Annotated in this window: 33 protein-coding genes and 2 tRNA genes; 3 read left to right on the top strand and 32 right to left on the bottom strand. The window is 43.0% G+C overall.

Annotation, left to right across the window (positions count from 1 at the left end):
* The first annotated feature begins 1 nt into the window (after window position 1).
* Window positions 2–697 carry a hypothetical protein gene (locus OIM59_RS08940; protein ID WP_303896264.1) on the top strand — a complete coding sequence of 232 codons (696 nt, stop codon included), beginning with the start codon at window positions 2–4 and terminating at the stop codon, window positions 695–697.
* 27 nt (window positions 698–724) lie between these two features.
* On the opposite strand, the gene OIM59_RS08935 is transcribed toward OIM59_RS08940, so the two are convergent.
* From OIM59_RS08935 to OIM59_RS08915, 5 genes are all read right to left on the bottom strand, one after another.
* Complete coding sequence (locus OIM59_RS08935; RefSeq protein WP_303896262.1) at window positions 725–1,162, bottom strand: hypothetical protein; 438 nt, start codon at window positions 1,160–1,162, stop codon at window positions 725–727.
* A gap of 311 nt (window positions 1,163–1,473) precedes the next feature.
* On the bottom strand, window positions 1,474–2,196 hold the full coding sequence (istB, locus tag OIM59_RS08930; protein ID WP_225982541.1) for an IS21-like element helper ATPase IstB: 723 nt from the start codon (window positions 2,194–2,196) through the stop codon (window positions 1,474–1,476).
* 6 nt (window positions 2,197–2,202) lie between these two features.
* Window positions 2,203–3,810 carry an IS21 family transposase gene (gene istA, locus OIM59_RS08925; RefSeq protein ID WP_299167691.1) on the bottom strand — a complete coding sequence of 536 codons (1,608 nt, stop codon included), beginning with the start codon at window positions 3,808–3,810 and terminating at the stop codon, window positions 2,203–2,205.
* Between the two features lie 318 nt (window positions 3,811–4,128).
* Window positions 4,129–4,401 (bottom strand): hypothetical protein, encoded by a 273-nt coding sequence (locus tag OIM59_RS08920; protein WP_303896258.1) that lies wholly within the window; start codon window positions 4,399–4,401, stop codon window positions 4,129–4,131.
* A 2-nt stretch (window positions 4,402–4,403) separates the two neighbouring features.
* Window positions 4,404–4,994, bottom strand: a complete 591-nt coding sequence (locus OIM59_RS08915) for a hypothetical protein (RefSeq protein ID WP_303896256.1) — start codon at window positions 4,992–4,994, stop codon at window positions 4,404–4,406.
* A gap of 79 nt (window positions 4,995–5,073) precedes the next feature.
* On the opposite strand from OIM59_RS08915, the gene OIM59_RS08910 reads away from it, so the two are divergent.
* Window positions 5,074–5,367 (top strand): hypothetical protein, encoded by a 294-nt coding sequence (locus OIM59_RS08910; protein ID WP_303896254.1) that lies wholly within the window; start codon window positions 5,074–5,076, stop codon window positions 5,365–5,367.
* Between the two features lie 99 nt (window positions 5,368–5,466).
* Complete coding sequence (locus OIM59_RS08905) at window positions 5,467–5,934, top strand: hypothetical protein (RefSeq protein WP_303896252.1); 468 nt, start codon at window positions 5,467–5,469, stop codon at window positions 5,932–5,934.
* Here the strand turns inward: OIM59_RS08905 and OIM59_RS08900 are convergent.
* The 27 genes from OIM59_RS08900 to OIM59_RS08770 all read right to left on the bottom strand — a co-directional run bounded on the left by OIM59_RS08900 (window position 5,876) and on the right by OIM59_RS08770 (window position 19,346).
* On the bottom strand, window positions 5,876–6,307 hold the full coding sequence (locus OIM59_RS08900) for an ASCH domain-containing protein (protein ID WP_303896251.1): 432 nt from the start codon (window positions 6,305–6,307) through the stop codon (window positions 5,876–5,878). The two genes, OIM59_RS08905 and OIM59_RS08900, sit on opposite strands and share 59 nt — an antisense overlap.
* Window positions 6,304–6,660 carry a hypothetical protein gene (locus tag OIM59_RS08895; RefSeq protein WP_303896248.1) on the bottom strand — a complete coding sequence of 119 codons (357 nt, stop codon included), beginning with the start codon at window positions 6,658–6,660 and terminating at the stop codon, window positions 6,304–6,306. The genes OIM59_RS08900 and OIM59_RS08895 overlap by 4 nt, the downstream gene beginning before the upstream one ends.
* Before the next feature lie 3 nt (window positions 6,661–6,663).
* On the bottom strand, window positions 6,664–6,912 hold the full coding sequence (locus OIM59_RS08890; RefSeq protein WP_147350741.1) for a hypothetical protein: 249 nt from the start codon (window positions 6,910–6,912) through the stop codon (window positions 6,664–6,666).
* A gap of 76 nt (window positions 6,913–6,988) precedes the next feature.
* Window positions 6,989–7,396: a hypothetical protein gene (locus OIM59_RS08885; protein WP_303896246.1), complete on the bottom strand. Its 408-nt coding sequence runs from the start codon at window positions 7,394–7,396 to the stop codon at window positions 6,989–6,991.
* Window positions 7,397–7,399: 3 nt separating this feature from the next.
* Complete coding sequence (locus tag OIM59_RS08880) at window positions 7,400–8,110, bottom strand: DNA methyltransferase (protein WP_303896244.1); 711 nt, start codon at window positions 8,108–8,110, stop codon at window positions 7,400–7,402.
* Between the two features lie 31 nt (window positions 8,111–8,141).
* The gene (locus OIM59_RS08875; protein WP_303896243.1) at window positions 8,142–9,818 is read right to left on the bottom strand and encodes a DNA cytosine methyltransferase; all 1,677 of its coding nucleotides are present in this window, start codon (window positions 9,816–9,818) and stop codon (window positions 8,142–8,144) included.
* 1 nt (window position 9,819) lies between these two features.
* Window positions 9,820–10,053 (bottom strand): hypothetical protein, encoded by a 234-nt coding sequence (locus OIM59_RS08870; RefSeq protein ID WP_303896242.1) that lies wholly within the window; start codon window positions 10,051–10,053, stop codon window positions 9,820–9,822.
* A complete protein-coding gene (locus tag OIM59_RS08865; protein WP_303896240.1) occupies window positions 10,050–10,496 on the bottom strand; it encodes a hypothetical protein in 447 nt (148 codons plus the stop codon). The genes OIM59_RS08870 and OIM59_RS08865 overlap by 4 nt, the downstream gene beginning before the upstream one ends.
* Complete coding sequence (locus OIM59_RS08860; RefSeq protein WP_072542824.1) at window positions 10,493–10,678, bottom strand: hypothetical protein; 186 nt, start codon at window positions 10,676–10,678, stop codon at window positions 10,493–10,495. Before OIM59_RS08860 ends, OIM59_RS08865 begins: the two co-directional genes overlap by 4 nt.
* Window positions 10,675–11,259 (bottom strand): hypothetical protein, encoded by a 585-nt coding sequence (locus tag OIM59_RS08855; protein ID WP_303896238.1) that lies wholly within the window; start codon window positions 11,257–11,259, stop codon window positions 10,675–10,677. Before OIM59_RS08855 ends, OIM59_RS08860 begins: the two co-directional genes overlap by 4 nt.
* A gap of 3 nt (window positions 11,260–11,262) precedes the next feature.
* On the bottom strand, window positions 11,263–11,814 hold the full coding sequence (locus OIM59_RS08850; protein WP_303896236.1) for a hypothetical protein: 552 nt from the start codon (window positions 11,812–11,814) through the stop codon (window positions 11,263–11,265).
* A gap of 295 nt (window positions 11,815–12,109) precedes the next feature.
* Complete coding sequence (locus OIM59_RS08845) at window positions 12,110–13,282, bottom strand: DEAD/DEAH box helicase (RefSeq protein ID WP_303896235.1); 1,173 nt, start codon at window positions 13,280–13,282, stop codon at window positions 12,110–12,112.
* Complete coding sequence (locus OIM59_RS08840; protein ID WP_303896234.1) at window positions 13,279–13,755, bottom strand: recombination protein NinG; 477 nt, start codon at window positions 13,753–13,755, stop codon at window positions 13,279–13,281. The genes OIM59_RS08845 and OIM59_RS08840 overlap by 4 nt, the downstream gene beginning before the upstream one ends.
* 19 nt (window positions 13,756–13,774) lie before the next feature.
* Window positions 13,775–13,885 (bottom strand) — tRNA-OTHER (locus tag OIM59_RS08835).
* 26 nt (window positions 13,886–13,911) lie between these two features.
* Window positions 13,912–14,739 (bottom strand): RNA polymerase subunit sigma, encoded by an 828-nt coding sequence (locus tag OIM59_RS08830; RefSeq protein ID WP_303896232.1) that lies wholly within the window; start codon window positions 14,737–14,739, stop codon window positions 13,912–13,914.
* Window positions 14,736–15,173, bottom strand: a complete 438-nt coding sequence (locus tag OIM59_RS08825) for a hypothetical protein (protein ID WP_303896230.1) — start codon at window positions 15,171–15,173, stop codon at window positions 14,736–14,738. The genes OIM59_RS08830 and OIM59_RS08825 overlap by 4 nt, the downstream gene beginning before the upstream one ends.
* A 3-nt stretch (window positions 15,174–15,176) precedes the next feature.
* The gene (locus OIM59_RS08820; RefSeq protein ID WP_303896228.1) at window positions 15,177–15,341 is read right to left on the bottom strand and encodes a hypothetical protein; all 165 of its coding nucleotides are present in this window, start codon (window positions 15,339–15,341) and stop codon (window positions 15,177–15,179) included.
* Between the two features lie 30 nt (window positions 15,342–15,371).
* Window positions 15,372–15,614, bottom strand: a complete 243-nt coding sequence (locus OIM59_RS08815; RefSeq protein ID WP_303896226.1) for a DUF3127 domain-containing protein — start codon at window positions 15,612–15,614, stop codon at window positions 15,372–15,374.
* Window positions 15,607–16,377: an HNH endonuclease gene (locus OIM59_RS08810; protein WP_303896224.1), complete on the bottom strand. Its 771-nt coding sequence runs from the start codon at window positions 16,375–16,377 to the stop codon at window positions 15,607–15,609. Before OIM59_RS08810 ends, OIM59_RS08815 begins: the two co-directional genes overlap by 8 nt.
* Complete coding sequence (locus OIM59_RS08805; RefSeq protein WP_204477139.1) at window positions 16,358–17,293, bottom strand: ATP-binding protein; 936 nt, start codon at window positions 17,291–17,293, stop codon at window positions 16,358–16,360. Before OIM59_RS08805 ends, OIM59_RS08810 begins: the two co-directional genes overlap by 20 nt.
* A gap of 26 nt (window positions 17,294–17,319) precedes the next feature.
* Window positions 17,320–17,526: a hypothetical protein gene (locus OIM59_RS08800; protein WP_072543996.1), complete on the bottom strand. Its 207-nt coding sequence runs from the start codon at window positions 17,524–17,526 to the stop codon at window positions 17,320–17,322.
* Window positions 17,527–17,533: 7 nt separating this feature from the next.
* Window positions 17,534–17,776, bottom strand: a complete 243-nt coding sequence (locus OIM59_RS08795; RefSeq protein WP_303896220.1) for a hypothetical protein — start codon at window positions 17,774–17,776, stop codon at window positions 17,534–17,536.
* A 22-nt stretch (window positions 17,777–17,798) separates the two neighbouring features.
* A tRNA-OTHER gene (locus tag OIM59_RS08790) sits at window positions 17,799–17,873 on the bottom strand.
* Window positions 17,874–17,921: 48 nt separating this feature from the next.
* Window positions 17,922–18,110, bottom strand: a complete 189-nt coding sequence (locus OIM59_RS08785; protein WP_303896217.1) for a hypothetical protein — start codon at window positions 18,108–18,110, stop codon at window positions 17,922–17,924.
* On the bottom strand, window positions 18,097–18,261 hold the full coding sequence (locus OIM59_RS08780) for a hypothetical protein (protein WP_303896216.1): 165 nt from the start codon (window positions 18,259–18,261) through the stop codon (window positions 18,097–18,099). Before OIM59_RS08780 ends, OIM59_RS08785 begins: the two co-directional genes overlap by 14 nt.
* Window positions 18,262–18,774: 513 nt before the next feature.
* On the bottom strand, window positions 18,775–19,023 hold the full coding sequence (locus OIM59_RS08775) for a hypothetical protein (protein ID WP_303896214.1): 249 nt from the start codon (window positions 19,021–19,023) through the stop codon (window positions 18,775–18,777).
* 2 nt (window positions 19,024–19,025) lie between these two features.
* Window positions 19,026–19,346 carry an SH3 beta-barrel fold-containing protein gene (locus tag OIM59_RS08770; RefSeq protein WP_303896212.1) on the bottom strand — a complete coding sequence of 107 codons (321 nt, stop codon included), beginning with the start codon at window positions 19,344–19,346 and terminating at the stop codon, window positions 19,026–19,028.
* Window positions 19,347–19,447: the final 101 nt, after the last annotated feature.

Below are 19,447 nucleotides of genomic sequence, written 5' to 3'. Positions count from 1 at the left end.
TATGGAAGGAGAAATAACTAAAACATTGATTGAATCACAATATCCACTTTGGAAAATTATTCTTTTGTTTATTCTGATACAGCTAATTATCATCCTATGTTCTGAATGGATAAAGAAATTAATAGAGAAACAAGCAATAAGTGGAATTACAAATAAAATAAAGGACATCGAAACAAAATTCATCAATCAGACAGAAGTTCTTAAAAGTCAATTATCTCTACTTACTAATGTAAAATCTGAAATATATTCTACTGAAAGGAATGCAATAATAAATTCCAACGAAAAATTATACCAATGGCTTTCTCATATCATGCGGCTTCCAACCTTAGATGACAACGATGATATTGATAGATATATCAAGAAAATGGATGATTTATACCAAGAAGAACAATCCAGCGAAGCGTTATTAGAATTGTTTATAGACGATAAATCAATTATTGACAACATTCATAAAATATCTGGGTATATTTATAATCTCCATATTAAAAAACAAATTATTTTATTCAAATTAAAGAAGCAAAATTCCAATCCGGAGTTAAGCGAAAGTAGTTTAAAGGAACTTGAAGATAACACCCGAGATAAATTATCAAAACTAATAGATAAATACGAGGAAATCTCTCCTCTTGTTCACGAACTAAGATTAGACTTCAAGAATTACATTTATTCAAAATGTTTAAACATGAAGCCGGAGGCATAAAGCTCCGGCTTTTCACTAAAATGACAACTACTTGATTAGTCCTTTGACCTTCAACCTTTCTAAAATCTGATTGTAAAGATACTCTATATCCTGCCTGAAATCCTTATACTGCTGGTAGATAAAGGAAACATCGGCGATATTGTTTGAAATTACACACGGGGACACATCCGGGAACACGCCGGAAATTTCTGCCCGGATACCGTTCGGCAGCCGTCCGCCGGCCAGCACGCTGGGAGCGAACAGGAACAAGATGATAAAGAGGAACTTCTTCCGCTGGGTGACGCTCTCAGGATTGGGCGGACAGTCCATCCCGGCCAACAGTTCCTTGAACCAGTCATAAATCTCAGGGATGAGAGAAAAATCGGTCAGGATGGGGGAGGATAGTTCCTGCTCACGCTCCGATAATCTTGATTTTTGTTCACGTATTGATTTCAACTCCACGATTGATGAAAATTCTTTTGTCATAGCTCGATAGTTTTAGAATGAATTAGTATATTTGCATCATAATCGTGTGTGGGAGTTGGCTTCTAATCGTGTGGGCTGGCTCCCTTTTTTGTTTTATGCCAAGTGGTATGCGTTCAGGATGGAGAAAGTGTAGATGATGATTGTAACCAGACTATCCAGGAATATCGCCCATGCTCCCAATTTTTGAATCCGGCTGAAACTCATGGCCAAGACAACGAGGAAACATACCTGCATATTCCGGCGGATACCCGTTCAGCATTTCCGGTGATATCCGTTCAGTCCCCAGTTAGTATTCAGTATTGTTGGCAAAGTTAATACTTCTTTCTTAGGCTCTCTCCTTTAAGGTCAAATTTTATTGCCTTATGCACGATTCTGTCCAGACAGGCTTCCGCAATGAGCTCGCTTTGGAACACATCATACCAGTCTGCGACGGGAAGCTGGCTGGCCAGGATGAGTGCTTTCCGGTTGTACCGGTCATCTATGATCTGTTCAAAGTCATGCTGTATCTGGCCGTCCAACTTGACCATCCCAAAGTCATCGATAATCAGCAGGTCATGTGCGTTCAGTTTGCGGAAGAAGTTCGTCTCCCGTCCTTCCAGATGTGCAAGCTTCAGGTTTTCGATGAGCATGTTCATCGTGAAGTACAGTACCTTCCGGCCGTTCCTGCATGCCCTGTCACCCAAGGCGCAGGCGAAGTAGGACTTTCCGGTTCCTGCCGGTCCGGTAATGATGACCGTCATTCCGCCCGTGATGTAATTTCCGGTTGCAAGGTCGGCTGCAGAGCAGGCCTGTATTCCCCTTGCCGTGTCCGTTTCAAGTTCTTCCATCGAGGCTCTCAGACGGAAGCCGGCATTCTTTATAAGACGCTGGATGCGGTTGTTCCCTCTTGTGTCACGTTCGTACTGGAGCATGATCTGCATGCCTTCACGCAGGGTAAGCTTGTCCAACTGATGTGTTTCTTCCAGGGAGCTCCAGCAGCTTGCCATTCCCGGAAGCTTCAGCTCGTGCAGTGTTCTTTCTGTTTCGTTGCTCATAATCATTTATTGTTGTTGGTTTATGTCATTTCCTGTAAAATAGTCTTTTCCACGCATGTTCCCGTGGTTTGACGGTGTAGGCGCATGGAAGATTACCGTCTCGTCTGCGGATGCATTCATGCCGTTACGTCTGAGTATGGCTTCAAACTTGCTGTAGGAGTAAATACCGTACTCCATGCACTGACGGCAGGTAAGGTCAAACGTGGCAAGGTCATACTTCCTTCTGAGGCTGACTATGGAGTTGCACAGCTTGTAATACACCTCTTCAGGCTGTGTGGTACGTTTGGGGTCAAAGATTCTTTTTACATATTCATGGCAGTCAGGTGATATATCTTTTGCTTTCTCCACATAATAGGCTGCCGAACGCTCCATAATCACCCTGCAGCTGGATGCGAGATGTTCCCTGACTGTGGTATAGCCGTATGTATGGCTGCGGATATGTGAGGCCACCAGTTTCTGCTCCACATAGACCTTGACCCATGAACGCGTAAAGACTATTCTTGCCTGTTTTCCCACATGGATATAGGGGACGGAGTAAAAATGGGTCACCTTGTCCTGTCTCAGCTCCACATGGCAGTTTGCCTGTACTTTCAGATCGGCATACAGGCGCATCTCATAGGGTCCCGGTTTCAAGGGTTTCAGCAGCTCCTTCTCCATGGCATGAAAACGCTCCTCACGGCTGTAGGGACGCTTCTGCATACGGGTCTGGTTGTGCCTTTCCATCAGCTTCCATACGGCACGGTTCAGTTCCAGGAGTGAATGGAAGGTACGGTTACGCAATCTGGCATAGATACGGTTGTATGTAATCCTTACGGAGTCCTCTACCAGAGCCTTCTGTGTCGGCGATGCCGGGTCGCATGGCAGCACTACAAAATGGTAGTAGTTGCCCATGTCCTCAAGAGCCTTGTTCAGCTTCGGCTCATGCCGGTCATTGCTGATTACAGCCGATTTGAGATTGTCAGGAGTCAGTATGGGAGGAACACCGCCCAGATGTTCCAGGCACATTCTTATGGCATACAGGAAGTCCTCCGTCTTCTGCGAAGGTACACATATCACATAGGTATATTCGCTGTAAGGCATGCAGGCGACAAACACCTCCACCTTGATAATTTCTCCGGTTTCGGCATCCACATAGCTGAGCTTGTCACCGGCAAAGTCCACCATGAGCTTTTCACCCGGTTTGTAGGTGTTGGCAAGTACGGCCGTAACATCCTTCTTCGCAACGAGATTCTGCTTCAGATGGTAATAGAACTGTGATTTTCCGTAACCGTCGGGATGAGTCGCACGGTATTCATCGAACAGGACCTGACGGCTTACATGGGATTTGGGATCCGTCAGCAGTTCCCTGTATCTGGGGAGCAGGATCAGGAACTCTTCCATTCTACTGTCCGTATATGCCGGTGAACCGGCATGGAACATCCTTTCCAACTCGGGATCGTCAATCTCAAGGAGGTCGCTGATGTTCCATCCGTTGGCTTTTACTGTATTCACATAACCGTTGACGGTTTCCTTGTCAATCGGTAACTTGCGGCTTACACCGCGGTTGGATTCTCCGGCCTGCTTGAGCTGGAGTACTTGTTTTATCAGACTCATATCCTTTGTTGTTCCTGCCATGACTGTGCTGTTTCTTGTTAGCTTACCAGCACAAAGGAAACTGAAACCGGGGAAAGAATGAACGGATATGCTCCGGAAACGAAGATATACGCTCACAATTCCATGCACGGCTGAACGGATATACTCCGGAAAATCTGAAAGCATACGTCTAAAGTGAACGGGTATGCTCCGGAAAAAGGGTGCTAAAACGTGCAATTCTCGGAGGTGAACGGATATGCTCCGGAAAAATTGAGATTTTAATGTCTGGTTATCCATCTTTTCATCCTTTTAGGGGATGAACGGATATAAAATTGTGCTTTTAAAGGCTATTTTTATGCTTTATAGGCTGCCGGAAAGTGAACGGGTATGCTCCGGAATATGTAAACATACCCACTGGCTTGAAAACAATCCTATACCCAAAAGCAAAAGCCCGAGGGTATCCATGAACAATGCAACATGAAGCCACGGATGCGCCATCAGATACCATCTTTTTGATGTCTTATCCAGCTTCTGGAATACTTTCACATGTCGGTACAGGGATTTACATCTAAACAACTTCGCAAGCTCATACAGGGCTTGCAGAATGATTAAGGCGTAGAATACGTGTTTCATGGTCAGTAGCTTTTATCTCCGTGTTTGTACGGACGAAGTTCATTGTACTTCATCTTCTGCTCGATGTGCCAAAGTAAATCAAATCCCATAATTTCAGCCTTACAGAACAGTTCTTGCAAAACACCTATAAACAGATAGCCTATCGGATAGTTATCCTTATTGTATCTTACTATTGGGCGAATCACATCATAGACCCATTCTGTGAATGTCAATTTACTCCTTTCCTCCTTATACTCTTTTCTATGATGAAAAGGAAATGGTACACTTGCCAGGCTTATTCCTCTCAGTCCGGCCAAATCCAGCAAACGGATGCAAGCGTCGGAAAGTTCTTCCTCGACAGTTCCTTTGATAAATGCCTCAAATTCTTCCACGAATCTACTTATCCTGGTTTCTTCGGTTAATGGAATACTATTCCCTTGCCATTCTTTGAACATTGCAACTTTCGCATGTTTTCCTTTCCTATCTGCTTCTACCGCTTCCATCAGCTCGGATATGACCAGACAGAGGAAATGTTCATCACTCAGGTTTTCTTCGTGCCAACCGTGGGCTACTGCGCACTGGTAGGCTTTATCTCTCAATTTGTTTAAATTCATAATTTTATATGTTTATGACATTTTGACATCGGTTCTCTGGCACACATATTGTATGCCCATAATAAAGATTTGATTATATATGAATGATTTTGGTTTTGAAATAGGTTCTGGATTATCAGGAAATTCTGATTACATGAAAACTCAGGATGAGAAGAAAAGACGTACCCTCATGGAAGAGCAATACAACTTTCTTCAAATTCAGAAATCAGAAATCCTCGCCCAACAGAAATATCGTGAGTTGCATCAGAAGGAAATCCTTGCTCAACAAAAATACCGTGAAGAGCAACGTAAAGGAGGCAATTTCGAGAAATGGCTTCTAATTTTTAATACTCTTATAGCCATTGCATCATTATTGGTATCTCTATTAAAATAAAATACCCGATAAACTCTATAAGATACAGATAATGGTATCAATAGAATTTGTTATATATTTCATTTTTATATAATTTTGAGGGATTAATAACATATTCAAATGGAATCAATTGCACAATTTTTGTCTTCTTTAAAAGAAAATGAGAAAGCAATATTAGTAACTATCATTGCAAATGCTTTAACTATATATCTGCTATGTTTTGCCGGAATAGAAGAGTTTAATACATATTTATGGTATCAACAACTTGTAATTCCATGTTCACTTTCTATCATTTACACTACATCATTTTATTTTACTATCATTATTTTATTTGGTATTTTCTCCATGTTTAAAGGGAGTAAAGGAATTTGTTCTTTTCTGATGGAAAATAATTATAAGTGGTATTTTTGTATTTTTTCGTTATGTAACATTTCAACATTAATAGAAATCACATTAACATTAACAGATAAATCTCATGAATTTTCTATTTCCCAAATTATGATGGGAACAGCTTTTGCATTATTAGGAATTACTCTATTGATGGCATTGTATGCAATATTTGGAGATAAGAATACTCCCAAAAACTAAGTTTCCCTTTCACATTCATAATCGGCTTGTCAAACAGAACTGCATCCTTCAGCACCCAGTTCCAGCAACCTTTCTCAGCCCAGACAGACGGATGGTTCTGTACACAATCGGATATAACCATGCTGCCGATGATGGCACCAAAAGGATAACGACTCCAATCCGTTCCGGATTTTGATATTTCAGAAAGGAATTTATTTACTATCTCTGATATTTCCGACGAACTATCCCAAAAGTCAGCAGACTTTTTACTTGCATGTATCAGCACCCTTTGACCGATGTACTTCTGAGGGCACTTCCAAGTCCTGTTCTCGATGTCTTTGATACCGTGAGCGATTAAGTTCGCCCACGGCTGTTTGATGGATATTGCTTTCATTTTTTTGTTTTCTTTAGTTCAGCAATCAAAGAATCAGCAAACTCAACAGCATTTACAGCCATAAGACCGTACTTTTGAGTTAACATTTTAGGGTCTATCATGTGAAGCATAGCTTCCTTTGCTATTTCGTATCTGCGCTGTTCCCAATCCGTATTTTCCCAATCAGTAATGGTAAGATATATAGCAGGAACGTAAGACATAACACCATCTAATTCACAAAGATAACACATACCGTATGGTGCATTAAGAACGCCTTCAGCATCTGTCTCCATACCTTTGATGATGGTTACTTCTGTACCCTTTTCTATTTCAGTTTTATCAAAATCCCATGATACTTTTAGTTTAGCTTTCATGCTTTAGTCCTCCAATAAATCCAATATCCGACAAAGAGCACCTTCAAGAACAGACACCCTGTCCTCCATGTCATTTCTGTAATCTTCATATTCTTGGTCCTCATAGAGCGTCTCACACCCTTCATGTTTTGATGTTGAATACTCCAATGATGTATGACATATATCTGCAACATCACCAAGAAATTCATTTACAGGCTTATCACCTAACATGGTTTCAACAGTTGTTTCAATTTTCACTTTTACTTGTTTCATAGCTTCTCCTTTCCACCTATCCAAGCAGGATATACATCACTGCAAGGAACAGGTAATACAATTTAGTTTTCATTGATTATTCAAATTTTAGTTCAAGTTGGCTACTCGGTTCTTTATAACCCGGATTGTCAAACATGAAAGCCTTCCGTAAAACTTCCGCAATCTTTTCACGAATAGCCTTTGATACATGATTCTTGTCCGATTCGCTGTTGATAAGCAAGCATCTTTCAAGGCTGCCATTGATAGGTTTCTCGTCGAGGAACAAGCTGTATTCTGTGAATATCCGGTTCTGACATTTCCCATCAGCCATTTCTTCATCAGTCTGGTACCTTTCAAATACGGTGTCTTGAATTGTTCTCAGGCACCTTTGTCCTCTCTCACTTCTGCATCCCAGCATTTCGTTCTCGAACATGACAGACAAAGCACGCTTCTTACGGACATTGCCTATTCTGGCCCATCCATAATAGACTTTTAGCTTTCCCATGACTTAAAATAGATTTTGTTGTACAATAATTCCTTCAGACGTTTTAATCTCTCCAAAGCATTCTCTCCGAAATCTTTTCTCTTGTTCATCGAAATATTCCTTATCTATTTCGGTACCATAGAAATCGAACCCCATCCGATAAGCTGCTATTCTGGAACTTCCACTTCCGAGGTGCGTGTCCAGTATTTTGTTACCTGTTTTAGCAAATTTTTCAAGAATCCATTGATAGAGTTTGATAGGTTTCTGGGTAGGATGGATTTTTGATTCTTTATTGTTTCCGCCTGTATTTGATAAATGAATGATAGATGCCGGACAATCAAAAGAAGTCCAAGCAAGCTCAAACTGGGAAAAATTCTTCCAAGGCTGCATTTTATCCCAGCACAATATCCCACGTGTAGGTGGTAGAGGAAAATAGTTGCCTCCCCATATCACTTGATTATGGCTTACCCTGAACAGTTCCTCGAAATACTCTTTTGAGGGAGGATGATAATCCCAATCGCATTGCATTGTATTCAATGCTCGGTTCTTAAGTTTTCCGGCTCCTTGGTTAAAGCGTTTCCTTTTCAGTCTTTGAGCTATACTTTCACCATTGTATCCTCCATGCCTACGGTTCATGTTGCTACCCATCGACATGTTCGGGGCATTTATTCCGTATGGAGGGTCGACCACTGCCAGCTCAAAGAACTTATCTGGTATGTTCCGCATGTATTCCATACAGTCCATGTTATGTACCTCACTAACCATTTTATGCAACTTTTCTTTTTCTTATAATCTCCTTACAGATGGCCTCACAAAGCACGCGTGCCATGTTCACCTCTACTGCGTTGCCGATAAACTTCTTCTGGTCTGACTGGGGACCAATCAATACATAGTCTTCAGGGAAACCCATTATCTTCTTGAGTTCTGCTATCCGAAGCATACGCATTTTTATGTCAATGATGCCATACAAAGCCATGAACTCCTTAATTTTGACGGTCATAGGACTGTCATCAGGTGTGACCTGTATACCGATACCTCCTTCAACCTCTACCAGATAAGGCGGCATTTTGTCCATGCGGGCTATTAACGTGAAACATGGGTTGTTCACTGAGCCTCCTGCACTGGCAAATTGCGGATTCATAAGGTAATGCCATTTGCGGTTGGCTGTGATTACTTGCGAAGGCTGCTCTATGCTGCTTCCAATATTCGAGAAAGCTGTGTTCATTATCCACGGCTTGCAGCTTACCATATTGAACTTAGGCACCGTGGTTACTGTACCAACCGGTTGCTCAATGGATGTCGGTTTCCCGGTACCGTACTGGTTATCTATGAAAACAGAATTTACCAATGCCAACCTGTCTTTAGTCGTAATCGTCGGGGCTGGAAGTTCTACCGAATGGTTGTGGCCGTTTCCGTAGTAGGCCGACACGAAAGCGTGGTGGTCTTTACAGGTGATAGTTCCGGCAGGTCCTTCCACAGATATGTTCTTACTATCCGGCTGTCCGCTGAATTGCTTTGAAAGAAAGTTCACCTTGGCCAATGCAAGCCGTCCTTGTGTTGCCACAACCGGGCATGGCTCGTCAACGCTTGGTGCCTGGTATTTACCTTTCCGATTCATAGAGTTGTACTTCACTAAGAATGCCTCCTTACCTCCGGCCACAAATTTAATCAGACCGGCATAAATACGTTCAAGCGTCTTCTCTGCCAATGGTTTCTTCCTGGCGAATATACTTTTACCTTCGTCCGTAAAGTCCAGAACATCCTTTACCGGATTCCACTTTTCAAGTCTTCCCATCATATCCGTTTTACCATCCTTACAGTGTGTAGCATCCGGGAATACTATAGGAAGACCACTCTTAGCAAAAATTCCGAAAAATCTCTTACGAGTAGTATATGCTCCATAATTAGCCGCATTCAGTATTCTCCAGTCAAAGTCATATCCGTATTTCTTTACATTTCGTTTCCACTTCTCATAACAACGACCTTTATCTTTGCTTACAGGATGACCTTTTTCGTCCATGTCTCCCCAGCTCATAAATTCTTCCACATTTTCAATCTGAATATAGTCAGGATTTATGGCTTCAATGTATCGGAAAAGATGTTCGGCCAGCGTCCGGCTGTCTGCATCGCGCGGCTTTCCTCCTTTTGCCTTGCTGAAATTGGTACATTCCAGCGAAGCCCACAGAACAACCAATGCATCCGGATAAATCTTCTTCATCCGTTCCACATGGGCCACCAAGGGGGACAGTTCCAGAGTTCTGATGTCCTCCGTGAAGTGCAGCGCATCCGGATGGTTGGCCGCATGGCTGGCGATGGCGTTTGCATCGTGGTTTACACATGCTATCACTTTAGCGCACTGTTCATCTTCGTAGCGTGCGTTTTCTACTCCGGTACTGGTTCCACCGGCACCGCAGAAAAGGTCTATATAGAGTAACTTTATCATATCAGTTCCATCTTTGAGGTCGGTTGTTGATTCTCTCCAAGTACGCAGCTATCTTCTTTTCCACGTTCTCACCGTTGTGGACGAAGATTCGCGTCCGTGTCTTGTCACCGGGTACAGCCACATACTTTCCATGTTTCTCCAGTTCTCGATGCTGAGCTATTTTCAATTCGGTTCCAGAAGGGTTCTTCTCCAAATCCACCTTGCGTGGAATCATCGGGTCATTTTCTGTTATCATTTTGCAAGATATTTGTTGATTATGTTACTTACTACCAGTCCGGCTTCATCACACATCCCTGAAAAGTTGTCAGACAAAGAGGTGTTATTCTCTTCATCGGGTATCCGTACTATACTTCTCAGCTCTTTCAATACGCGCTTTACCTGAAAAACCACTTGGGCGTCTATCCCGTTTGATTCAAGTTCAGACTGGAACTCCAGTGCTGCCCCTTCAAGCAAATCGGAGTAGATGAACAGCTTGTGCATCTTACGAAGCATTTCTACCTTGAACTCTGGGGTATAGTCCTGAAGAAGTTCTCCCAAGGAATGTGGCTCCAGCTCTCTTTCAAGGGATTCAATTTTGTTCTTGATTTTCTGTGCTTTGGCAAAGTTCATGGATGAAATCAAGGAAATATACTTCTGTCTCAGTTCATTGAGTTTTCTTTCTGATTCTTGTCTTGTCATTTCTCTACTTTTCTGATGATTAAATACTTCGGCTCACCCTTACGGAGATTGTCAAGGGTCTCTTCGTCTACTTCCGCTTCGGTAAGCCTGTTTACGTTCATGTATTGTGGTAGACGGTATTTCTCGCGTAGCCTCCTGATCAGGTTCCAGTCCCGAGTTACCCAGCAGATTGTGATTTTCATTTTCTCAGGCTTTCACCGCTGAAGAGGACGGTTTTCGTTATAGCCCTCAGCCGGTCAATGGTTCTTTCTCCATATTTCTCTCTAAGCTCGTCTATCGTGAGGTTGGTAGTAAGAATGAGGAGTTTTCCCTTTTTCTCTGCCTCGTCCGCCAGCTCAGCGAAAGCAAGCCTTTTTTCTCCGTATTTCACGCTTAAATTCTCTGTCCCTATATCGTCCACGTAGATGATGTGTTTTTGCTTCACGGCGTCTAAATCTGCATTCATCTGCTGTGCATCGTAGCAGCTTACCACCTTGCGGCAGTAATGGTTAAGAACCAAAGGAAGAATCTTTCCGCAGATAAGGGTCTTTCCTCTTCCACAGTTGCCGAAACACAGAAGGCCGCGGCCTTCATTGCCGGCCAGCCAGCCTGCCACCTCCTCGTACTCCGGCAGCCATTGGGCGTTATTCCCAGTGAAATACCTGATGCCGGCCCATAGAACCTTCTTCGCCTCCGGAACTGATACCTGTACGACATTCGGGATAGGGGAGAAGCCCGTATCTTTGAGCCGTGCGATTGTCTGTTGAAAATTTATCTGTTCCATGTTTTACCATCCTTTCTTGTATTTTTCAGGTGAATTGTCTTTCAGAACTACTCCCAAATCGGTTTTTGAAGGAATTTTCTCACGACTGGCCCAGGTCGCCAGTCTTCTGGGAAGCTCCCAGGTCTTTTCCAGTTCATATCGCATACGGGTGCCGGATTTGTTAAGCTCACTCCAGTAATCGAAGAAAGCACGAATCATTTCCTTCGGGTACTGGCCGACATAAGGAACCAATAACTGGTAGAAAGAATCTTTTCGTGAGAGAGTAGCGGCTTTAGCCGCGTCTTTCTTTGCTACTACGTTAGTAGTAGTTTCTTTAATAATATTCTTCTCCTTTATTTGCTTTGTGTCACCCGTGTGTCGCTTTTCGGCCTCCTTTGGGGGCTGTGTCACTCGCTGTGTCGATACCTGTGTCATTAGTTGTGTCACTTGTGAACGTAAATCATTGATTTCTTGAATGATATTTGTGTCACTCATTGTGTCGTTGCTTGTGTCACTTGCTGTGTCAGTAGGATTTCCGTTGTAGTCATTGTATTTTACCAAGGTTATGATATTCATTCCTTGTTCTTTGGAAAGAGTTATCATGTTCTCTCTTCTCAGAAAGGCAAGAAAAGTCCGTACTCGTCTTTCAGACCAGTGCCAACGCTTTGATAAAAATCTTATGGATGCAGGATATTGTCCTCTTGTATAAGAGACTTCTCGACCTCCGATACTCTCCATACGGGGCGTTGCCTCAAATCGTGCTGACTGAATCAGGTCAAGCCACGCTTCGCAACTGCTAAAAGTCCGGGCTTCATTCCACATATCATTCGAGAAGAACTTGCGGCTTAGTTTTATATATCCTTCCATAATCTTAGAATCTTACGTTAGTCAACTGCCTGTTGTTAGAATACACGGCCCACTTGCCGTTACCACCATCCACCAAGCGTAAATCCTTGACTTCGCCAAATCGCTTTTTGTTTCCACAAAGGTCAACAATCCATCCAGCCTTCTTGCTCGGATGCGGACGGATGGCGCGGCCAACTATCTGGTACCATAAGGCCAGTGACATAGTAGGACGTGCCATGACAATCGTATCCAGTTCTGGGTAATCAAATCCAGTTGTTAGTACGCCGACATTGGCCACCACCGGAATTTCTCCGGCCTTGAACGCTTCAAGAATACGCTCACGCTCTTTCTTCGGCGTCTCACCCGAAACGATGGCCGTTCCGGGAATGGACCAGGTAAGGCGTTCAGCTTCTTTCAGAAACCTTGTGAATACCAATATGCCTTTTCTCTTTACCCCGCTTTTCGGGTTCATAAGCCTTTGCACAATGCTGACCAGAAACCCGTAGAAGTCGATACGCTCATACTCCTTTACGACAGACTTGTCCGTGTAGTCGGCTCCGGTCGTGTTCACCTTCAGGTTAAGTTCGTTCCATCCTAAAGGGTTCATTTCATAATAGTTCAGCTTTGACAGATAACCCATATCCAATAGAGTAGAGATTTGAACCTGATAAATCACCTCAGAGAACACGCATGGGCGTGTGCGTGTGATGAACTTCAACATGCTGCCGAAATCCCTGCTTGATGAAAGACGGTAAGGTGTGGCCGTCAATCCCAAAACTTTACATTTCAGCATCGAAAGAAATCTCTTGTACATTCCGTCTTTCGGGTTGACCAGATGGCACTCGTCGATGATGATATTCTGAAAATGCTGGAAAAGTTCCGGATGGTTGACTACGCTGCCGATAGTGGCGAATGTTATTCTTGAAATCTCTTTCCGCCCGAATGATGCAGAGTAAATGGAACAGTCCAGAATCCCATACGAGCAGAGCTTCAGATAGTTCTGTTCCAATATTTCCTTACTTGGCTGGAATACCAGCGTGTGCCCTTCGAGGCGGCTGGCGATATCGGCTATTACCAGACTCTTTCCGGCTCCCGTAGGCAGCACCATGATGGCATTGTTCTTCTTGGCTTTGTTGGCAAAGAAACTGACAGCCGCGTCACTGGCCTTTTGCTGGTAATCTCGTAATATGTAACTCATAAGCCTTTCTCCTTACTCAGTTTGTCTCCCAAAGCCTTGTAATACTTTGTGAGTTCGATTAACTCAATATCAGTCCATTTCTTTGCCTGTCCCGCTTTCCATGCCAGCTTGTCGAAACGCTGCTGTCCGATTTTGGCCTTCAGGTTCGCTTCGTAGCGTATCAGATGGTCGGCACTGAATCGGTTGCACGCCCGGCACTCGGCATGGGCGTTATCCTCATCAAAGCGTGTAGCCATGTGGCGGCGTGAATGGAAGTGTCCGCAATCTGCCTGTGCGTATGGCTTTATCTGACCGCATGAGATACAGCGGAAATATCCGTTCGGCATACAATCACGAAGCCGGATATAGCGGCTGAAAACTTTATCGAGTTTGGCCACTAAATCCGGCTTCTTCTTTACTTTGATACCTGCCTTGTCAAATAACGGCAAGGGACTTTCTTTCTTCTTTTTAGGTTTCTTGATGTAATACGGCATAATTCATAATTTTAGCTTGTGGTACCGGCAGGATTCGAACCTGCAAGGACTTACAAAGGCTTTAACATGGCCACTCTCAACCTTATGCCATCTCATTTTGAGACGCGTCTACCAATTCCGCCACGATACCAGATGCCCGTCTTTCCGGGCTGTCAGTCAATCGACATAGGCCATAGAGAACTCTCTGGAAATGAATCTACCAACTGGAATAGGTTTAGCTGATTCAATAGAGGTATGAATATCTTTCTTCTCATATTCATGCCCTTTTTCTTTGGCCTGTTTCTCATATTCTTCCTCTTTGTTTTTAAGCCAGTGAGAAATAAGCATCATAGCTCTATCTACATTGAAAGTGTGAACAACAAAGGTTTGCGTTCTTTCTTCTTCATCATCAAAGGTTACTTTGGTTTCAATCTGGTAGAACTTCTTTTCATTAGGCTTTGATTCTTCCTCTGTTTCTTCCGAGTCTGTTTCATCCAAATCTTCTTCTAAAGCACTATCAATTTTGCGTTCTTTCAAATTATCAGTAAGGATGATACATGAATCAAACTCTTTTGCCATTGTCAAAGTAAAGCTCGATTGATAGTTCAGTTCGATGTAATCTTTTAGAATGGCAATTACATTTTCCAGTCCGGTAGCATAAAGAAGAAACTTGTATTTTTTATCGTCAATTTGGGCTTGTGCGATATAAGGATACAGACATTTGTTCTCATTTTCAAAAGCCATTCGTTTCTGGTTGCTGACCTCTACTTCTTTAATACCATCAGCTTCCATACTGAAACGGATTTGCGCAAGAGTGTCTTGGTCTATCAATGTACCACGTGAAAAAAGGAGTTCATTCCTTTCGATAGTAGTTTTTTCATTAGTATCTACATCTATGAAATCTTCATTCCATGTTTTATACACGCTCTTTGCAAGATACATATTAAGCATCTTCGCTGGGTCAGATGTTATATACCGTTGTTCGGTTTTCCTTGTTTCTATCATATAAATTCTTTATTACGTTCGATTTCTTGTTGTGCGTAAATAAGCATCTGTTGTTCGTTGGCTGCCGGCAGATATACTCCAGCTACGGACGCAGACCAGTTACGGAAACGGTCAATGCTCAAAGTCATTTCACCTGTTGTAAGTTCTGCTGAACTTCTCAGGTAGGTAACTTCCTTTCCTTTCTTGTTGACCGTCTTTCTCTCAAACAAATCACGGTTGCATGTCCTTTTATAGAAGTCAATCTTTGCTTCTTCAAGGCTGCAACCGTACTCACTTCCGAAATACCCTAAAAGCAGATGCAAATAACTATTCTGTGCGAGCGTTCGGTTAGGAAGTTTCTTTCTTACTTCCACAACTGCATGTTCCCTGAAAAGCTTGTTCACATACTCTTTAAATTTAGGTATCTCATACTCATTTTTCAGATTGAATATCATAGGCTAAAAGGGGAGGTCATCTTTTGTATTCCCGTTAGCATCCACTTCCGGTGGAAACTTCTGCGGCATCGGTCCCGGCTGGATATCTGGTTGCTTCGCTGATGCAGGTTGGTGTACTGGGCGACGGGCTTCCAGTTTATAGCAGCGGATGGATACCATCCGTTTCACCTGTCCATCCTGATTCGTCCACTCTCTTCCCTACAGGGCAAAGGAAACCGTTATCACATCGCCTACAAGAAACTGGTCAAGTTCGGCACATTTGTCACCTGAAACTTCAAGCGGTAGGATGTTCTCGTACTGACTTCGTTCACCTGTATAGGGGTCGTGTGTCGTGGCATCAAGCAAAAATTCACGTTTCACAAACGGGTTTCCACCGTTTTTGGATGGGATTTCTTGGGGCTGGCCAATATAGACCAGCCGTCCGGTTACTTGGTTACTCATCTTCTGCAAAAATTTTCTTGTCGGTTATCAAATCTCTGTTGTCATTCAAGAACCGTATAAAGTCCTCACAATGATTTATAAGGATAGGTATATCCCGTGCCGGCACGAAAGTGTAGCTTTCTGTATAGGTTGCCCTAAAATCCGTAATATTATACTCAAACAACCTCACATCACTACCGTTCTCCATCAGACAATACGGATAAACCATGTGCTGCCAGTGGTCTTTGAATTTACCTACATAGTAACTTCCGGTAGTCTTTATATCGTGAACCGACAACGGCATCAGTTCATCTATATATCCATATAGAAGAACATTTCCGAAGCATGTAGGCAAAGTTGCTTCAACACGTTGCTGGGTCAAGGCCCCTTTGTAATAGTTTGCAAACTCGCGACAAAGTGAAAGGGGAAAGTCAAACTGTCGGTTGTTGTAAGTGGCTCGCAGTCCTACTATTGACTGTCTGCCATCAACCATATCAGACAGCAGTCTTTCCACATGTACCTTGTCTGACTTCCGGTTCTCAATCATACAGTCTATTACCTCATTGAAAGCCGTTCCCTTGTCGGCTGCTTCACTGTCGAAAGGGACACGGTTAATCGTGTCAATCAGGCTTTGGAACTGCTTTTGCCTGAACTCTTCAGGGGTATGTGGGGGATTCTCGCTGAATCCCCAATACCTTTCCCAAATGGCATCGCTTTTCAGATAGCTTGTGAAGGCATCGAGAAGCGTTGCATAAAACTTGAATTTAGGCTGCTTTGTCTGCATAGGTCTTGGTCTCTTTGTTGAATACCAGCCCAAGGGCTTTTACCTTGGCAGCAAACAGGTTTCTGGCCATACTCAAAGAACTGCCCACATGCTCGAACTCGTTAATACGGGAAGCGAACTCATTGGCTGACTGGGCGTCGGTGATGAATTCGATATTCTCTTTGATTTCGGCTATCACATGGTCGTACTTAGCAGCTTCTTCTTTCTTCACCTGAAGCATGTTCAGGTAAGGACGGATGACTTGGGTAGTGATGAAGTCGTTCTTGGCTGTCGGGTTGCCGTTCTTGTCGAGTATGTTAGGTACAAACATGATACCCGGCAGGTTACAGGTATTCTTTCCGTCGTTTCTTGATGTGGGGTCGAATGTGATTGTACGCTTCTGCACTCCATTCTCGTTTCGCATTTCAAGGTAGCCGAGCAAGTCAAGTTCTGTTACGATGGAATTATAGGATTTCTCTCGCAAAGCAGGGATGAATACCGTATCGTCACCTTCTTTCCGGGTATCACGGTGGGCCACAAACACCACGTTCTTATTCAATGATGAAAGCGTTCGTGTCATCCATGAAAACTCCGCATTGATACCGCCCCAATCCTTAATTTGTGGCTGGCGAGTTCCGCATTTATAGGAAATAATGAAGTCCATCATCTTGCCGATGGTATCCACTACGATTGTTTGGTAGGCAGAGAGGTCTTCTTGCAATACCTGTTGAACATCCTGCCATGAACTTACCTGTACGATGTCGATACCGTCCAAGTGGGCCATATTCACACGTTTTACACCATTATCAAAGTCGAGCAACAACGGTTTCGGTGCGCTCAAAGCTACTGTTGTCTTACCCATACCTGCCTGACCGTAAATCATCATCTTAACGGTGGAAGGAATTACTAACTCATTGGATTTCTTAATCAAACTCATATCGTAATAATTTAAAAGTTAATATATTAGTACATCAATTTCGCATGTTTTATCACATCCCATGCATTACAAGCCCATCGGCTGTGTGGCACCCCTTCTTTGGTCTTGTACCTTATCCTTCCGGATTCGCACAATTCTTTCAGCCTTTTCAGACCGCCTACTATTGACGCTGCTTCGTACTTTCCGAAAGACTTGTTGTTCAAGACGATTTTCAATACATCCTCGTTTATCATAAGCATTTTATTTTAAGCAGATGATTGCCGAAAAACCCGGATACTCTGTGGCCGATACCCGGTATTTCACGTCCATTTTGTTTTTAAGTGTCCCGATCAAGCGGAGGTCACGGTTACGGCGTGAGGCTTCCAACTTGATTCCGATATGCCGTTTCTTGTCATAGGGAACCTTGTAAATGTCCCCTTTCTTCATTGCGTCAAACAGACGCACAGTCTGATAGTTTTCGTCTACTGTAATTTCTCTTACCATAGTTTAAAAATTTGATTGTTTGCTGGCAGAACGGGACTCGAATCCGTGACCTTTTCGCTAACCCTACGAAATGTTCTACCGCCTGAACTATCCGCCAAAAAAAATGCCGAACTTCACAGCCCGGCATCCACTTTTATAACCAACACTAATCAACTAAAATGACCAACGATTTGACCATGTTCTTGAAGTTCTCGAACTTCTTCTCTATTTTGTTTTTCTCTTCACAATAAAAAGTGACTGAATTTCTTGATGATTTCAAGTCTACTTGTAACTCTTCTGCGTATGCCACAAGTTCATCCTGCGTCATAGCCTTCAATTCTTCAACTGTTTTCATGACTATTCTTTTTAATGTTCTTGATTTCCGTTTCTATCTCCTTATCAAACAGTTCCCGTCTGTCCAATTCCCTCGAACGGGCTACTAACAGCGCATTTATGTCTGCAAAATCATCGCAGATGCTCTTTATTATCTTTTGAAGTTCGTCCATTGTCCAGTCTGTTAGCGATTGAAAAACCTGTGATTATAAACCCGATAAATCCTATCCAGTACATAGCAGATAGGTCTTGATTGAAGTGCATCACCAGTACAGACAATGCACAGAGAAAAAGAAGTCTTTTCATAATCGTGCGTTTTAAAATTCGTTCCCGTGGGCGTTCCGGTGGTTGCCTTACTACTTATCCAAGGTTGGGTAAGCCACGGGTATATATAGTTCTTGCTGGTGTCTAATCAGTGAAGATTGTCTTTGTAGCCGGCCTACGGCCACCTGCAATCGTAAAAGTGTCTTTTTGTTGTCGCGGTGATTAATGCGCTGCGTTTGCTTATTGTCAGTCCCTTACTCGCACCCTTTTCACCGTGCCGTTATCGCTACTCAGTCGAATCCCTTTTGCGTCAGACGTAACGGTACGCCTAAAATTTCCATCATGTCAAAGAACCAATCAAGTAGAACCCTGCCCGATTCTCGCTATCGGTTGCCGTTCAGTCCGTCAGCAGGGTAGGTGAGTTACCAGCGTATCACAGGCAAACCTTGTGATAACTGAAGGTTGATGTAGTCCATACCGTCATCTTCTGGCAGGTTGTATTCTTCAAGAAGGGCTTCGTATTTGTCCACCTCTTCAGTAAGTACTTTGATGTATTCTTGCTTGCTGTCAGCGTTGAAAGTCCTGCATACAGTATCTTCATCTGCGTTATAGGCAAAATTCAGGTCTTTGTACAGCCCGTCAAGTTCTTCTTCGATTTCGTGACGTGTCATAGTCATGCGATATTTAAAAGGTTAGCTTTTTTGAAGCATCTGTATTCTTGTCTCTCTGTGTCGAAGTACACCTGAACGGTGTCGTTCTTCTTTCTGTTGTCACCATTTGTAGTAGGTATCAGATTTTCTTTCAGTGTGCCATAAGCCTCTCTGATGCTGCCATCTACCTTTTTGAAGTAGAACTTTACGATTCTTTGCTTCATTGCAGCTTTCAGCTTCATGTTAGCCCAAGCGCATTTCAACGCTTCACTCATAGAGAAACCGTTTCTCTTTACCAACTGCCATGCAAGGCTCATAATCTCGTGTAATACATTTCTTTTCATAATCGTGTGTATTATTGATGTTATTTGTTATCTTTGTTTCGTATCTTAGTTTCGATATGCAAATGTACTAATATTATTGATATATCACTGATATTACAGTG

Origin of the sequence: Bacteroides mediterraneensis (assembly GCF_025993685.1) — a bacterium.
GTDB lineage: Bacteria > Bacteroidota > Bacteroidia > Bacteroidales > Bacteroidaceae > Phocaeicola > Phocaeicola mediterraneensis_A.
The sequence above is the reverse complement of the archived record's forward strand: the minus strand, read 5'-3'. Positions and strand labels throughout refer to the sequence as shown.

Excerpts from the sequence above, each read along its gene's own strand:
- OIM59_RS08940 (WP_303896264.1), top strand. The coding sequence starts at position 2 with ATGGAAGGAGAAATAACTAAAACATTGATTGAATCACAATATCCACTT.
- OIM59_RS08935 (WP_303896262.1), bottom strand. The coding sequence starts at position 1,162 with ATGACAAAAGAATTTTCATCAATCGTGGAGTTGAAATCAATACGTGAA.
- istB (WP_225982541.1), bottom strand. The coding sequence starts at position 2,196 with ATGAGCAACGAAACAGAAAGAACACTGCACGAGCTGAAGCTTCCGGGA.
- istA (WP_299167691.1), bottom strand. The coding sequence starts at position 3,810 with ATGGCAGGAACAACAAAGGATATGAGTCTGATAAAACAAGTACTCCAG.
- OIM59_RS08920 (WP_303896258.1), bottom strand. The coding sequence starts at position 4,401 with ATGAAACACGTATTCTACGCCTTAATCATTCTGCAAGCCCTGTATGAG.
- OIM59_RS08915 (WP_303896256.1), bottom strand. The coding sequence starts at position 4,994 with ATGAATTTAAACAAATTGAGAGATAAAGCCTACCAGTGCGCAGTAGCC.
- OIM59_RS08910 (WP_303896254.1), top strand. The coding sequence starts at position 5,074 with ATGAATGATTTTGGTTTTGAAATAGGTTCTGGATTATCAGGAAATTCT.
- OIM59_RS08905 (WP_303896252.1), top strand. The coding sequence starts at position 5,467 with ATGGAATCAATTGCACAATTTTTGTCTTCTTTAAAAGAAAATGAGAAA.
- OIM59_RS08900 (WP_303896251.1), bottom strand. The coding sequence starts at position 6,307 with ATGAAAGCAATATCCATCAAACAGCCGTGGGCGAACTTAATCGCTCAC.
- OIM59_RS08895 (WP_303896248.1), bottom strand. The coding sequence starts at position 6,660 with ATGAAAGCTAAACTAAAAGTATCATGGGATTTTGATAAAACTGAAATA.
- OIM59_RS08890 (WP_147350741.1), bottom strand. The coding sequence starts at position 6,912 with ATGAAACAAGTAAAAGTGAAAATTGAAACAACTGTTGAAACCATGTTA.
- OIM59_RS08885 (WP_303896246.1), bottom strand. The coding sequence starts at position 7,396 with ATGGGAAAGCTAAAAGTCTATTATGGATGGGCCAGAATAGGCAATGTC.
- OIM59_RS08880 (WP_303896244.1), bottom strand. The coding sequence starts at position 8,110 with ATGGAATACATGCGGAACATACCAGATAAGTTCTTTGAGCTGGCAGTG.
- OIM59_RS08875 (WP_303896243.1), bottom strand. The coding sequence starts at position 9,818 with ATGATAAAGTTACTCTATATAGACCTTTTCTGCGGTGCCGGTGGAACC.
- OIM59_RS08870 (WP_303896242.1), bottom strand. The coding sequence starts at position 10,053 with ATGATAACAGAAAATGACCCGATGATTCCACGCAAGGTGGATTTGGAG.
- OIM59_RS08865 (WP_303896240.1), bottom strand. The coding sequence starts at position 10,496 with ATGACAAGACAAGAATCAGAAAGAAAACTCAATGAACTGAGACAGAAG.
- OIM59_RS08860 (WP_072542824.1), bottom strand. The coding sequence starts at position 10,678 with ATGAAAATCACAATCTGCTGGGTAACTCGGGACTGGAACCTGATCAGG.
- OIM59_RS08855 (WP_303896238.1), bottom strand. The coding sequence starts at position 11,259 with ATGGAACAGATAAATTTTCAACAGACAATCGCACGGCTCAAAGATACG.
- OIM59_RS08850 (WP_303896236.1), bottom strand. The coding sequence starts at position 11,814 with ATGAATATCATAACCTTGGTAAAATACAATGACTACAACGGAAATCCT.
- OIM59_RS08845 (WP_303896235.1), bottom strand. The coding sequence starts at position 13,282 with ATGAGTTACATATTACGAGATTACCAGCAAAAGGCCAGTGACGCGGCT.
- OIM59_RS08840 (WP_303896234.1), bottom strand. The coding sequence starts at position 13,755 with ATGCCGTATTACATCAAGAAACCTAAAAAGAAGAAAGAAAGTCCCTTG.
- OIM59_RS08830 (WP_303896232.1), bottom strand. The coding sequence starts at position 14,739 with ATGATAGAAACAAGGAAAACCGAACAACGGTATATAACATCTGACCCA.
- OIM59_RS08825 (WP_303896230.1), bottom strand. The coding sequence starts at position 15,173 with ATGATATTCAATCTGAAAAATGAGTATGAGATACCTAAATTTAAAGAG.
- OIM59_RS08815 (WP_303896226.1), bottom strand. The coding sequence starts at position 15,614 with ATGAGTAACCAAGTAACCGGACGGCTGGTCTATATTGGCCAGCCCCAA.
- OIM59_RS08810 (WP_303896224.1), bottom strand. The coding sequence starts at position 16,377 with ATGCAGACAAAGCAGCCTAAATTCAAGTTTTATGCAACGCTTCTCGAT.
- OIM59_RS08805 (WP_204477139.1), bottom strand. The coding sequence starts at position 17,293 with ATGAGTTTGATTAAGAAATCCAATGAGTTAGTAATTCCTTCCACCGTT.
- OIM59_RS08800 (WP_072543996.1), bottom strand. The coding sequence starts at position 17,526 with ATGATAAACGAGGATGTATTGAAAATCGTCTTGAACAACAAGTCTTTC.
- OIM59_RS08795 (WP_303896220.1), bottom strand. The coding sequence starts at position 17,776 with ATGGTAAGAGAAATTACAGTAGACGAAAACTATCAGACTGTGCGTCTG.
- OIM59_RS08785 (WP_303896217.1), bottom strand. The coding sequence starts at position 18,110 with ATGAAAACAGTTGAAGAATTGAAGGCTATGACGCAGGATGAACTTGTG.
- OIM59_RS08780 (WP_303896216.1), bottom strand. The coding sequence starts at position 18,261 with ATGGACGAACTTCAAAAGATAATAAAGAGCATCTGCGATGATTTTGCA.
- OIM59_RS08775 (WP_303896214.1), bottom strand. The coding sequence starts at position 19,023 with ATGACACGTCACGAAATCGAAGAAGAACTTGACGGGCTGTACAAAGAC.
- OIM59_RS08770 (WP_303896212.1), bottom strand. The coding sequence starts at position 19,346 with ATGAAAAGAAATGTATTACACGAGATTATGAGCCTTGCATGGCAGTTG.